12 protein-coding genes are annotated in these 12,355 nt (G+C 72.7%); 3 read left to right on the plus strand and 9 right to left on the minus strand.

Annotated elements, in window-relative coordinates; translation table 11 throughout:
- Window positions 1-14: 14 nt before the first annotated feature.
- The 9 genes from hpnD to ACZ6KF_RS24370 form a co-directional block, all read right to left on the minus strand.
- Window positions 15-965, minus strand: coding sequence for a presqualene diphosphate synthase HpnD (gene hpnD, locus ACZ6KF_RS24330; protein WP_356634126.1), 951 nt, complete (start codon window positions 963-965; stop codon window positions 15-17).
- Complete coding sequence (hpnC, locus tag ACZ6KF_RS24335) at window positions 962-1,894, minus strand: squalene synthase HpnC (protein ID WP_469159696.1); 933 nt, start codon at window positions 1,892-1,894, stop codon at window positions 962-964. The genes hpnD and hpnC overlap by 4 nt, the downstream gene beginning before the upstream one ends.
- Window positions 1,895-2,212: 318 nt before the next feature.
- Window positions 2,213-2,992, minus strand: a complete 780-nt coding sequence (locus tag ACZ6KF_RS24340) for an ABC transporter ATP-binding protein (protein ID WP_356634130.1) — start codon at window positions 2,990-2,992, stop codon at window positions 2,213-2,215.
- The gene (locus ACZ6KF_RS24345) at window positions 2,985-3,917 is read right to left on the minus strand and encodes an ABC transporter permease (protein WP_356634132.1); all 933 of its coding nucleotides are present in this window, start codon (window positions 3,915-3,917) and stop codon (window positions 2,985-2,987) included. Before ACZ6KF_RS24345 ends, ACZ6KF_RS24340 begins: the two co-directional genes overlap by 8 nt.
- Window positions 3,918-4,012: 95 nt before the next feature.
- Window positions 4,013-4,885 carry a glycosyltransferase family 2 protein gene (locus ACZ6KF_RS24350; RefSeq protein ID WP_356634251.1) on the minus strand — a complete coding sequence of 291 codons (873 nt, stop codon included), beginning with the start codon at window positions 4,883-4,885 and terminating at the stop codon, window positions 4,013-4,015.
- A gap of 20 nt (window positions 4,886-4,905) precedes the next feature.
- Window positions 4,906-5,685 (minus strand): CDP-alcohol phosphatidyltransferase family protein, encoded by a 780-nt coding sequence (locus ACZ6KF_RS24355; protein ID WP_356634134.1) that lies wholly within the window; start codon window positions 5,683-5,685, stop codon window positions 4,906-4,908.
- Entirely contained in the window at window positions 5,663-6,724 is a 1,062-nt protein-coding gene (locus ACZ6KF_RS24360; RefSeq protein WP_356634136.1) for an iron-containing alcohol dehydrogenase family protein, read from the minus strand. Before ACZ6KF_RS24360 ends, ACZ6KF_RS24355 begins: the two co-directional genes overlap by 23 nt.
- Window positions 6,712-7,464 carry a phosphocholine cytidylyltransferase family protein gene (locus tag ACZ6KF_RS24365; protein ID WP_469240315.1) on the minus strand — a complete coding sequence of 251 codons (753 nt, stop codon included), beginning with the start codon at window positions 7,462-7,464 and terminating at the stop codon, window positions 6,712-6,714. The genes ACZ6KF_RS24360 and ACZ6KF_RS24365 overlap by 13 nt, the downstream gene beginning before the upstream one ends.
- Entirely contained in the window at window positions 7,461-9,269 is a 1,809-nt protein-coding gene (locus tag ACZ6KF_RS24370; RefSeq protein ID WP_469240318.1) for a DUF5941 domain-containing protein, read from the minus strand. The genes ACZ6KF_RS24365 and ACZ6KF_RS24370 overlap by 4 nt, the downstream gene beginning before the upstream one ends.
- 264 nt (window positions 9,270-9,533) lie before the next feature.
- On the opposite strand from ACZ6KF_RS24370, the gene galE reads away from it, so the two are divergent.
- The 3 genes from galE to idi all read left to right on the plus strand — a co-directional run bounded on the left by galE (window position 9,534) and on the right by idi (window position 12,353).
- Window positions 9,534-10,505, plus strand: a complete 972-nt coding sequence (gene galE / locus ACZ6KF_RS24375; protein WP_469177541.1) for a UDP-glucose 4-epimerase GalE — start codon at window positions 9,534-9,536, stop codon at window positions 10,503-10,505.
- Window positions 10,506-10,638: 133 nt separating this feature from the next.
- Window positions 10,639-11,607, plus strand: coding sequence for a cation diffusion facilitator family transporter (locus ACZ6KF_RS24380; RefSeq protein ID WP_356634144.1), 969 nt, complete (start codon window positions 10,639-10,641; stop codon window positions 11,605-11,607).
- A gap of 152 nt (window positions 11,608-11,759) precedes the next feature.
- Window positions 11,760-12,353: an isopentenyl-diphosphate Delta-isomerase gene (gene idi, locus ACZ6KF_RS24385; RefSeq protein ID WP_356634146.1), complete on the plus strand. Its 594-nt coding sequence runs from the start codon at window positions 11,760-11,762 to the stop codon at window positions 12,351-12,353.
- Window positions 12,354-12,355: the final 2 nt, after the last annotated feature.

The following is a 12,355-nucleotide window of genomic DNA, read 5'->3' on the forward strand; positions in this document are numbered from 1 at the left end:
AAGCATCATGCCCATCAGGTGCGCCCCCTGATGCTCCGTCGGCTCAGGTTCCGGGCGTCCAGACCGGACAGGCCGCGCACGGCGACGTAGGCCTTCTCGTGTCCGGGCAGCGAGACCCGGCCGCGCAGCACGGCGTGCGGGTCGCGCTCGATGCGGTCCAGCAGCCGGCGGTAGATGCCGGCCATGGCGGCCACGCAGGCGCCGCTGCGCCGGTCGAGCAGGGGCAGGAGCTGGTAACCCTCGGCGAACAGGGCGCGGGCGCGGCGGACCTCGAAGTGGACGAGGCCGGCGAAGTCGGCGCCCTCCGGCGGGTGGGGACCGTCGAACCCGGCCGAGCAGCCGAACTTGGCGAGGTCGTCGGCGGGCAGGTACACGCGCCCGCCCTCGGCGTCCTCGCGGACGTCCCGCAGGATGTTGGTCAGCTGGAGCGCGAGGCCGAGCGTGTCGGCGTACTCCGGCGCTCGCTCGACGCCGCGCGCCCCCGGTGCGGTGCCGAACACGCCGAGCGAGAGCCGGCCGATGGCGCCGGCCACACAGCGGCAGTACGCCTTCAGGTCGTCCCAGGTCTCGTAGGTCTTGCCGCGTACGTCCATCAGGACGCCGTCGATCAGCTCGTCCAGGCCGTCGAGCGGGATGGGGAAGCGCCGGGCGGCGTCGGCGAGGGCCACCCCGACCGGGTCGGTGTCGTCCTCGGCGACGGCGTCCTCGCGGACCCGGGCGAGCAGGGCGCGGGTCTCCTCCAGCCGGGCGGTCTTCACGTCCGGGCCGAGCGCGCCGTCGCCGATGTCGTCGACGCGCCGGGAGAAGGCGTACAGGGCCGACATCGCGCGCCGCTTGGGCGTGGGCAGCAGCCGGATGCCGTAGGCGAAGTTGCGCGCCTGCTGTCCGGTGACGGTCTCGCAGTAGCCGTAGGCGGCGATCACCGGCGCGGACGGCTGGGGCGCGAAGTCCACGGTCCCGATCACCTTTCTCCTCGCAGGGTCACGCCCACCTGGCGCAGCAACCGGAGCCTGCCGGGCCGGGGCGGGCCGGGCAGCACGTCGAAACCGGCGGCGGCTACGGCGTCGAGCGCCGCGCGCCCGCCCCCCACGAACCCGGCGAGCAGCAGCCGCAGCCGGCCGCTCACGCTCGCCACCAGCGGCGCGCCCTCGGCCAGCAGGCCACGGGCGCGCCGGGCCTCGAAGGCGATGAGCGCGCGCACCGACGCGCCGGCGGTGGGCCGGGCGAGGTCGGCCTCGGTCACGTGAAAGCGTTTCATGTCCTCGGCGGGCAGATACACGCGGTCGCGGGCGAGGTCCTCGGCCACGTCCTGGAGGTGCTCCACGATCTGCAGGGCGGTGCAGACCGCGTCCGAGCGGCGGACCCGCTCGGGGGTGCTGGTGCCGGTGACGGCGAGGACGAGCCTGCCGACCGGGTTGGCCGACAGTTCGCAGTACGCGAGGAGGTCGTCGTAGGTCTCGTAGCGGCCGACGAGCTGGTCGCGGCGGTTGGCGGCGATCAGGCCGAGGAACGGCTCGGGGGTCAGCGCGCGGCGGCGGACCGTGGGCTGGAGGCGGCGCAGCAGGGGGTGGCGCGGGGTGGAGTCGAAGACGCGGCGCAGGTCCGCCTCGAAGGCGTCCAGCAGGACCAGCCGGTCCTCGGCGTCCGCGGGCGACACGCCGAGCAGCCGCGCGTCGGCGCCGCCGGGGGCCAGGTCGCCGTCGCCGATGTCGTCGACCAGGCGGGCGAAGCCGTAGACGGCCATGAGGTCGTCGCGCCAGGCCCTGGGCAGGAAGAACGGGGCCACCGGGAAGTTCTCGGCGGCGGCCTTGTCGAGCGTGGCGCGCTCCGGGTCGCCGGGGCGCGCCTGGGCGGTTCGCGTCACCGTTTGCTGCCCGGGGCGGGGACGGCGCATGCCTCTCGGAGCCGGGGAGTTTCCGTAGCCATAGCCGTCATGTCTCCCGTTCTACACTGTTGACTCAAAACGCACTATTTCGGACACGCCGCCCGCGCTCCCCACAGCGGCTCCGGTGAAGGGTGTCGCGCGTTATCGCCCCACTTGCCGTGATTCGGCACCGGTACAGCTTACGTTGTGCAGCGCGCCCCGGACCGTGGGGGTGTCCGGGGCATCACAAGAAAGCACCGATTGGCGTGAAGAGTCCTGCGGGCGACCGCAGTTGACATTCTCTTCGCGGGCGCGACGGCCCTGCGGGAGTTCCGGCGGGAAGGGGCCCTAACGGCTCGTGAACTTCTCGTACTCCTTGAGGACCTCGTCGGTGGGGCCGTCCAGGCGCAGTTCGCCGCGCTCCAGCCACAGGACGCGGTCGCAGGTGTCGCGGATGGACTTGTTGTTGTGGCTGACCAGGAACACCGTGCCCGCCTGCTTGCGCAGCTCGCGGATGCGTTCTTCGGAGCGCTTCTGGAACTTGCGGTCGCCGGTGGCGAGCGCCTCGTCGATCATGAGGACGTCGTGGTCCTTGGCGGCGGCGATGGAGAACCGCAGCCGGGCCGCCATGCCGGAGGAGTAGGTGCGCATCGGCAGGGTGATGAAGTCGCCCTTCTCGTTGATGCCCGAGAAGTCGACGATCTCCTGGTAGCGCTCCTTGATCTGCTCGCGGGACATGCCCATGGCGAGGCCGCCCAATATGACGTTGCGCTCCCCGGTCAGGTCGTTCATCAGGGCAGCGTTGACGCCGAGCAGCGAGGGCTGGCCGTTGGTGTAGACCTTGCCCCGCTCGGCCGGGAGCAGGCCCGCGATGGCCCGCAGCAGGGTCGACTTGCCGGAGCCGTTGGAGCCGATGAGCCCGATGGCCTCGCCGCGGTGGGCGACGAACGACACGCCGCGCACGGCGTGCACCTGGCGCACCCCGCGTTCCTCACCGCGCCGCAGGATGCGGCTGAGGGCGGCGGTGGCGCTGCCCTTGCCGGTGCGGGTGCCGTTGACGCGGTAGACGATGTGCAGGTCGTCGGCGATGACGGTGGGGATCGGGGCCCCGGGGGTCGTGTCAGCCACGGCCGTACCTCTCCTCGGCCTTCCAGAAGTAGACGAAACCGCCGACCGCGAAGAGCACGGCCCAGCCGGCGGCGATGGCCCAGACGTGGTCCGGGAGGTTCTTGGAGCCGTACCCGTCGATCAGGGCGAAGCGCATCAGGTCCATGTAGATCGCCGCCGGGTTCCACTGGAGGATGTTCCCGATCCAGGCCGGCTTGTCGGCCAGCATGATCGGGATGGAGTACATCACGCCGGAGGCGTACATCCAGGTGCGCATCACGAACGGCATCAGCTGCGCGAGGTCCGGGGTCTTGGCGCCCGCGCGGGCCATGATCAGGGCCAGCCCGGTGTTGAACAGGAACTGCAGCGCCAGCACCGGCACGATCAAGGCCCAGGACAGATCGGGGTAGCTGCCGAAGCCCCAGGTCACGGCGAACAGCACGATCATCGAGAACAGCAGTTGCTGGAGCTGCTGGAGCGCGAAGGAGATCGGCAGCGAGGCACGCGGGAAGTGCAGCGCGCGGACCAGGCCGAGGTTGCCGGAGATCGCGCGCACGCCCGCCATCACCGAGCTCTGCGTGAAGGTGAACACGAACACGCCGGTGACGAGGAAGGGGATGTACACCTCGCGGGGCATCCCGCGGTCCGCCTCCAGGATGACGCCGAAGACGAAGAAGTAGACGGCGGCGTTCAGCAGCGGCGTGACCACCTGCCACAGCTGGCCCAGCTTGGCCTGGCTGTACTGGGCGGTCAGCTTCGCCCGGGAGAAGGCGATGATGAAGTGCCGGCGGCCCCAGAGCCGGCGGACGTACTCGACGACGGAGGGCCGGGCGCCGCTCACGGTCAGGCCGTACTTGGCGGCCAGCTCCGCCGCGGTCAGCCCCTCGTCGGGTGACGGGGCCGCGGTCACCGCGACCGTGCCGTCGTCGTGCGTTGTCTCACTCACAAGCGGAAACTTTCGTCTTCGGGATGCGCGGCCGGCGCGGGCCGGCCAGGCGCCGAGCCGAGCGTTACGCCCGCATGCTCTCAGGACCGAGCTTGTCAGATGACAGGAGGGCGTCCCAGTCGGGTCAGCCGCCACACCGTACGCCACTTCATGGGGCGGCGCGGACCGCACGGTGTCGTCCAGCCTTCCCGGAAGCCGCCGAACCACGCCCGCAGCGCCGGCCGCGAGGGCCGGCGGGCCAGGGTGAGCAGCAGCCAGCAGCCGAGGTAGGCCGGGACCAGGGCGGCGGGCAGGTTGCGGCGGGCCAGCCAGACCCGGTTGCGGGCGACCATGCGGTGGTAGACCGCGTGCCGGGAGGGCGCGGTCGTCGGGTGGTACAGCACCATGTCCGACCGGTAGTCGATCAGCCAGCCCGCGTCCAGGGCCCGCCAGGCCAGGTCGGTCTCCTCGTGGGCGTAGAAGAACGCGTCCGGCAGGCCGCCGACCTCGGCGAAGACCCGGGTGCGCACGGCGTTGGCGCCGCCGAGGAAGGTGGTGACCCGCGAGGAGCGCATCGGGTCGGAGGCGCGCAGCCTCGGGACGTGGCGGCGCTGGGTGAGGCCGGTGTCCGGGTCGGCGATGCGGAAGCTGATGATGCCGAGCCTCGGGTCGGCGGCGAAGGCCTCGCGGCACAGCTCGGCGGTGTCGGTGCGGGCGAGCAGTCCGTCGTCGTCCAGGAAGAGCAGGATGTCCACGTCCCGGCCGCTGGGGCCGAAGGCCTCGATGCCGACGTTGCGGCCACCGGGTATGCCGAGGTTCTCGGGCAGCTCCACGGTGCGCACGCCCTCGGGGACCTCGGGCACGGGCGAGCCGTTGCCGACGACGACCACGGATATCGGGTCGCCGTCCTGCTTGGCCACCGACTCCAGCAGGGCGCGCAGTTCGTCGGGGCGGTTGCCCATGGTGATGATCACCGCGCCGACCTTCAGCGGGGAAGCGGTCACGGCGCTCACCGCAGCCGGCTGGAGACGAGGACGGACACCAGGTGCAGCACCGTCTGGAGCAGGGCGATGCCGGCCAGCACCGCGACGCCGAGCCGGGAGAAGAACAGGTCGCCGCGGGCGGCGTCGGCGAGCGCGAGGACCAGGATCAGCAGGGACGCCTCGATGCCGAGGATCAGCCGGTGGAACTTCAGCGCGGCGGCGGCGCGGCGGGCCAGCGCCATGCCGGACGAGCGGGGCTCGGACGCCGACTCCTGCACCGGCGGCAGCCCGCCCTGGTGCCGGGCGACGCCGACCAGGTCGGTCTCGGCCTTGATCAGGATCGCGCCGAGGGCGGCGAGGGTGCCGAGGAAGGCCCACAGCCAGTCGATCCGCCCGCTCCCCCACAGGTCGGCGGCGCGCAGCCCGAAGCCGGTGAGCACGGCGGCGTCGGTGAGGTAGGCGCCGACCCGGTCCAGGTAGACGCCGCCGAGCGAGTACTGCTTCTTCCAGCGGGCGATCTCGCCGTCGACGCAGTCGAGCAGCAGGTACAGCTGGACCATGACAACGCCGAGCACGGCGCCCCAGATCCCCGGCACCAGCAGGGCCGGGGCGGCGAGTACGCCGCAGACGGTCATCAGGTACGTGAGCTGGTTCGGCGTCACCCTGGTGTTCACCAGGTAGCGGTCCACCCGCAGGGACACCTCGCGCATGTAGAGGCGTCCCATCCAGTGCTCACCGCTGCGCCGGTCCTTGACCCCCGCGGGGTGGACGACCGGGCGGAGTTCAGCTACCGATGGCCTTGACATAGTCGGCGTAGACGTCCTTGATCTGGTGGGTTTGCAGGTCGAGGTGTTCGAGGATCGTGTAGCGGCCGGGCCGGGTCCGCGGGGCGAACTCCACGACGCGGACGAACTCGTCCGGGGTGAAGCCGATCTCCTCCGGCAGCACCGGCAGCCCGTGCCGGCGCAGCACCTCGGCCATGTACGCCGACTCCTCGTGGGCCCCGCGCAGGTACATGGCGAAGGCCGCGCCGAGGCCGCACTGCTCGCCGTGGGCGGCGGCGCGCTTCGGGTACAGCAGGTCGAAGGCGTGGTTGATCTCGTGGCAGGCGCCGGAGGAGGGGCGGGAGTCGCCCGAGACGGACATGGCGATGCCGCTGAGGACCAGGGCCTCGGCGAGCACCTGGAGGAAGTCGTTGTCGCCGACGCCGCCGGGGTGGCGCAGCACGGCCTCGCCGGCCTGGCGGGCCATGGCGGCGGCCAGGCCGTCGATCTTCTCGCCCTTGACCCGGTGGGCCAGCTCCCAGTCGCGGATCGCGGAGACGTTGGAGACGGCGTCGCCGATGCCGGCCCGGACGTAGCGGACCGGGGCCTCGCGGACGACGTCGAGGTCGATGACGACGCCGATGGGGTTCGGGACGCCGTACGAGCCGCGGCCGGCGTCGTTGTCGAGGGTGGCGACGGGCGAGCACAGGCCGTCGTGCGCGAGGTTGGTCGGCACGGCGACCAGCGGCAGGCCGACGCGGGCGGCGGCGAACTTGGCGCAGTCGATGATCTTGCCGCCGCCGAGTCCGACGAGGGCGTCGAAGTGGCCCGCCCGTATGTCGGTGGCGAGCCGGACGGCGTCGTCGAGGGTGCCGCCGCCGACCTCGTACCAGGTGGCGCCGGGCAGCTGGGGGCCGACGCGGTCGCGCAGCCGGGCGCCGGAGCCGCCGCTGACGGCCACGGCGAGCTTGCCGGAGTGCGAGATCCGCTCGTCGGCGAGCACGCCGGCCAGGTCGTCGAGGGCGCCGGGGCGGATGTCGACGACGACCGGGGAGGGTATGAGCCTGGTCAGTACCGGCACGCGATCTCCCGTCCCCGGGCGAGATCCTCGTGGTTGTCGATCTCCACCCAGTCGACCTCGCCGATGGGCGCGACGTCGATGCGGAAGCCCCGGTGGACCAGTTCCTGGTAGCCGTGCTCGTAGAACTGCTGCGGGTCGGTCTCCCAGACCGTCTTCAGCGCGTCGGCGAGGTCCGGGGCGGCGTCGCCCTCGATGAGCGTGACGCCGATGTACTCGCCGGTGGCCTCGGCCGGGTCCATCAGCTTGGTGATCCTCTCGACGCCGCCCTCGGCGCCGACGACGACCTTCATCTCCTCGTCGGCCAGGGACTTCACGGTGTCCAGGGCGAGGATGATCTTCTTGCCGTCGCCGCGGGCGGCGAGGAGGGTCCGCTCGACGGAGACCGGGTGGACGGTGTCGCCGTTGGCGAGGATCACGCCGTCCTTGAGGGCGTCCCGGCCGCACCACAGGGAGTAGGCGTTGTTCCACTCCTCGGCCCGGTCGTTGTCGATCATGGTGAGCTTGAGGCCGTACGTCTTCTCCAGGGCCTCCTTGCGCGCGTACACGGCCTCCTTGCGGTAGCCGACGATGATCGCGGCCTCGGTCAGGCCGATCTCGGCGAAGTTGCCGAGGGTGAGGTCGAGAACCGTGGGGCCGTCCTCGGTGCCCGCGGGCCCCACCGGCACCAGCGCCTTGGGCAGGGTGTCGGTGTAGGGGCGCAGACGCCGTCCGGCGCCGGCCGCCAGCACGAGGCCGATCATGCGGGTTCTCCTTCGTCGTGTACGGCGGGTGCTCCGGCCCGGTGGGCCAGGACCCAGAAGCGGATGCTCTCGGCGAGCACCACCACGGCGACGGCCACGGCGAGCACCGTGAGCGCGGCCTCGAACTGCGCGGCGGTCGGCAGGACGGCGAGCGCGGCGACCGCGAGCGTCCGGCCCTCCTGGCCGCCGATCGTCCGCACCAGCCACTGCGGGGGAGCACCCGCGTCGCCGCGGATGCGATAAACCGTGTCGTAGTGATGGTAGGCGACGGCGGCCACCAGGCCGAAAGCCGCCGGAAGCACTCCGTTCACCCCCGCTTTGATTCCGAGGGTCAGAACGGTGCCGTACTCGGCGGCACGCAGCAGCGGCGGGACGAGCCAGTCGAGACCGCCCTTGAGCGGGCGGGCGACCGCGAGGCCCGAGGTCACGGCGTAGAAGAGGGCGGCGGCGACCGGCCAGGGGCCGCCGAAGCCGGTGAGCGCGGCAGTGAGGATCATCACGGCGCCGCCGAGGAACGCGACGGCGGGGGCGGTGAAGCCGGGGAGGCGGCGCGCGGTGCCGCGGAACGCCGCCGCGAAGCCCTGCGCGAGCGGGCCGCCGTCCGCGAGGTCGGCGAGCGCCCGCGCGGCGCGGTCGGTCCTGCTCGCCCGGCGCGTCACCGAGCGCAGCACACGGCCCGCCGTGGTGTACGTCGCGGCGAAGGCGCAGCCGATGAGCAGGGCGTAGAAGGTGACGCGAGGCGTGGTGGCGGCGGTGAGGACGGCGATCATCGCCCAGCGCTCGCCGATCGGCAGCACGATCATGCGCCGCGCCCACACCGTCCAGCCGACGCCGTCGAGGCGGCCGGAGAGAGCGGCGGTGGGGCTGGTGTTGGCCACGGCGTCGTGGTTCGCCTCGTTGAAGGAGAAGTCCACGACGTGCCGGCAGGTCTGGAGCACCATCGCACCGAGCGCCAGCGCCCAGACGTCGTCGCCGCCGCGGGCGGCGCCGAGGGCGAGTCCGGCGTAGTAGGCGTACTCCTTGGCCCGGTCGAAGGTGGCGTCGAGCCAGGCGCCGAGGGTGGAGTACTGCAGGGAGTAGCGGGCGAGCTGGCCGTCGGTGCAGTCCAGCACGAAGGAGGCGATGAGCAGCACGCCGGCCGCGACGAAGCCGCCGCGGGTGCCGGTGGCCGCGCAGGCCGCCGCGATCAGGGCGGTGAGCAGCGAGGCGGTGGTGACCTGGTTGGGGGTCAGTCCGCGGCGGGCGCACCAGCGGGCGAGGTGGCGGGAGTACGGGCTGACGCAGAAGGTGGTGAAGAAGCCGTCGCGGGCCTTGACGGCCGACTTCAGGCGTACGGCCTCGTCGTCGACGGCGGCGACGGCCTGGCGCGCCTCGTTGCGGGCCTGCGGATCGGCGGGCACGACGGCGACGAGGCTGCCGAGGTCGGGGCGGTGCACGGCGGCGCCGTCGGCGTCGAGCGCGGCGGCGACACGGTCGGCGAGTGGGGCGCCGGAGTGCTCGTCGGCAGAGTTCTCGCGGGCCATGGCACGGGTCAGGGCCCCGCGGCCGGCCGGCTGGGCGGTGACGGCGCCGGGGATCGCGGCGAGCGGGAAGCGGGGGTCGGTGAGGCCGAGGCGCAGGGCGTGCGGGTGACCGACGAAACCGGCGTCCACCACCGCGACCCGTTCGTCGCCGGGCGTCCCGGCGAGGAGGGTCTCCGTCTCGGCGGCGTCGGCGGCGGTGCGCACATCGAAGCCGAGGGAGCGCAGATCGCCCTCGAGCGGCGATCCGGGCACCGGCGTTCCGGTGAGGATGGCGGTCGGCAACCGAACTCACTCCCTGGAGGCCGACGCGTGCACGCCGGTCGTGTACATGGTGGGGGCGCCCTCGGCTGCGGCAGGGCCCGTGCACGACCGGCACTCGACCGCACCCGGCGGGCGGCATGTCGGCAGAGGTTATCGGATGACGGGACCCTTGCGTTCACCGGCCGTTCATGGAGTGGTCGGTGGGGCTTGCGCGTGGCGTTGCCGGGGGGCGGGGGCGTCGGGGGCGGCGGGCCGGGCCCCGTGAACCGCTTAGGGTGGGCTGCCATGACGTGGGTGATCACTGGTGGGGCCGGGTACATCGGGGCGCATGTGGCGCGGGTCATGGGCGATGCCGGGGAGCGGGTCGTCGCGCTGGACGATCTGTCGGCCGGTGTGGCCGGGCGGCTGCCCGAGGGCGTGCCGCTCGTGCGGGGCTCCTCCGCGGACGCGGGGCTGCTGCGGCGGGTGTTCGCCGAGTACGACGTGACCGGCGTGGTGCACCTGGCCGCCCGCAAGCAGGTGGCGCAGTCCGTGGCGCGGCCGGAGCTGTACTACCGGGAGAACGTGGGCGGCCTCGCGACGCTGCTGGAGGCCGTGGCCGAGGCCGGGATCGGGCGGTTCCTGTTCTCCTCCTCCGCCGCCGTCTACGGCAACCCCGATGTGGACCTCATCACCGAGGACACCCCCTGCGCCCCGGTGAACCCGTACGGCGAGACCAAGCTCGCCGGCGAGTGGCTGGTCCGGGCGGCGGGCCGGGCGCACGGCATCCGCACGGCGTGCCTGCGCTACTTCAACGTGGCGGGGGCGGCGGCGCCGCAGCTCGCGGACACCGGTGTCTTCAACATCGTGCCGATGGTCTTCGACCGGCTCACCCGGGGCGAGGCCCCGCGGATCTTCGGCGACGACTATCCGACGCCGGACGGCACCTGCGTGCGCGACTACATCCATGTCGCCGACCTCGCCGAGGCCCATCTCGCGGCGGCCCGACGGCTCTGCGGCCCCGGCGGGCCGGACGACCTCACGGTGAACATCGGACGCGGCGAGGGCGTCTCCGTACGGGAGCTGGTCTCGCTGATCGGCGAGGTGACCGGGGACCGGCGGGCGGCCGTGGTGGAGGGGCGCCGCCCCGGGGACGCACCGCGTGCCGTCGCCTCCGCCGCGCGGGCCGCCGAGGAGCTGGGCTGGACGGCCCGCCGGGGGGTGCGGGAGATGGTGGAGTCGGCGTGGGCCGGGTGGCGGCTGCACCACGCCGGGTAAGGGCCGCCCGCCGCTGACCTGCGGTTCGTTTCCGCAGGTCAGCGCATATGACAACGGTGTTCAGTGCCGCGTTGCCCGCCGCCGCCCGCACGTAGTTCACTGTGAGCCGGACCGATCGGGAAGGACGGCTCTCATGGGGGCTGGGCACGGCCACGGGCACGGTCATGCGCATGGTCACGGACACGGGCACGCGCACGGCGCGCCGGTCACCGGCACGGCCGCAGGGGCGTACCGCGGCCGGCTGCGGGTCGCTCTCGCCATCACGCTCACGGTGATGGTGGTCGAGATCGTCGGCGGCGTCCTCGCGGACTCCCTCGCGCTGATCGCGGACGCCGCGCACATGGCGACGGACGCGCTGGGGCTCGGCATGGCGCTGCTGGCGATCCACTTCGCCAACCTGCCCGCGAGCGCCAACCGCACCTTCGGCTACGCCCGCGCCGAGATCCTCGCCGCGCTGGCCAACTGCCTTCTGCTGCTCGGCGTCGGCGGTTACGTCCTGTTCGAGGCGGTCCAGCGGTTCATGACGCCGGCGGGGACCGAGGGCGGGCTCACCGCCGTGTTCGCGCTGATCGGTCTGGCCGCGAACATGATCTCCCTCACACTGCTGATGCGCGGCCAGCGGGAGAGCCTCAATGTGCGCGGCGCGTTCCTGGAGGTCGCGGCCGACGCCCTGGGCTCGGTCGCGGTGCTGATCGCGGCGGTGGTGATCGTCACCACGGGCTGGCAGGCGGCCGATCCGATCGCCTCGCTGGTGATCGGTCTGATGATCGTGCCGCGCACGCTGAAGCTGTTGCGCGAGACCCTCGACGTCCTGCTGGAGGCCGCCCCCAAGGGCGTCGACATGGCCGAGGTCCGGGCGCACATCCTCGCTCTGGACGGCGTCGAGGACGTCCACGACCTGCACGCCTGGACGATCACCTCGGGCCTGCCGGTACTGTCCGCGCACGTCGTCGTCAGCTCCGACGTCCTGAACGCCATAGGGCACGAGAAGATGCTGCACGAACTCCAGGGCTGTCTGGGCGGCCACTTCGACGTGGAGCACTGCACCTTCCAGCTGGAGCCCGGCGGCCACGCCGAGCACGAGGCGCATCTGTGCCACTGAACCGGGAGCGGGCGGTTCCGCCCGGCACGGCCGGGCATGATCACCCACTGGCCCCGCCCGCGCGCGGCGCGGGACATGCGGGCACCCCGCAAGCGCCCGCAGGACCGTACGGGTACGGCAGACTGGGGCGAGGAACGAGGCGAAGGATGGGTATGCCGATCACACCTGCCACCACGACGGACGGTTCGTCGAGCGGCGCCGCGGAAGCGATCTTGCTGGAACTCGTCGACGAGGACGGCAGGACGATCGGCACCGCGGAGAAACTCTCCGCGCACCGGGCTCCGGGGCGGCTGCACCGCGCGTTCTCGGTCTTCCTCTTCGACCACCACGGCCGGCTGCTGCTCCAGCAGCGGGCGCTGGGCAAGTACCACTCCCCCGGTGTGTGGTCCAACACCTGCTGCGGCCACCCCTACCCGGGCGAGGCCCCGTTCGCGGCGGCGGCCCGGCGCACGCACGAGGAGCTGGGAGTCTCGCCGGCGCTGCTCGCCGAGGCCGGCACCGTCCGCTACAACCACCCGGACCCGGCCTCGGGCCTGGTGGAGCAGGAGTACAACCACCTCTTCGTCGGCCTGGTGCAGACCGCTCCCGGGCCCGACCCGCAGGAGGTGCACGACACGGCGTTCGTGACCGCCGCGGAGCTGGCCGAGCGGCACGCGCGCGACCCGTTCTCCGCCTGGTTCATGACGGTGCTCGACGCCGCCCGTCCGGCGATCAGGGAACTGACGGGACCGTCGGCCGGCTGGTGATC

The organism is Streptomyces sp. NPDC046379, assembly GCF_055587785.1.

Bases quoted from the DNA above. Each gene is read 5' to 3' on its own strand.
- ACZ6KF_RS24380 (WP_356634144.1), top strand. From the start codon at position 10,639: ATGGGGGCTGGGCACGGCCACGGGCACGGTCATGCGCATGGTCACGGA.
- ACZ6KF_RS24365 (WP_469240315.1), bottom strand. From the start codon at position 7,464: ATGATCGGCCTCGTGCTGGCGGCCGGCGCCGGACGGCGTCTGCGCCCC.
- galE (WP_469177541.1), top strand. From the start codon at position 9,534: ATGACGTGGGTGATCACTGGTGGGGCCGGGTACATCGGGGCGCATGTG.
- hpnC (WP_469159696.1), bottom strand. From the start codon at position 1,894: ATGCGCCGTCCCCGCCCCGGGCAGCAAACGGTGACGCGAACCGCCCAG.
- idi (WP_356634146.1), top strand. From the start codon at position 11,760: ATGCCGATCACACCTGCCACCACGACGGACGGTTCGTCGAGCGGCGCC.
- ACZ6KF_RS24355 (WP_356634134.1), bottom strand. From the start codon at position 5,685: ATGTCAAGGCCATCGGTAGCTGAACTCCGCCCGGTCGTCCACCCCGCG.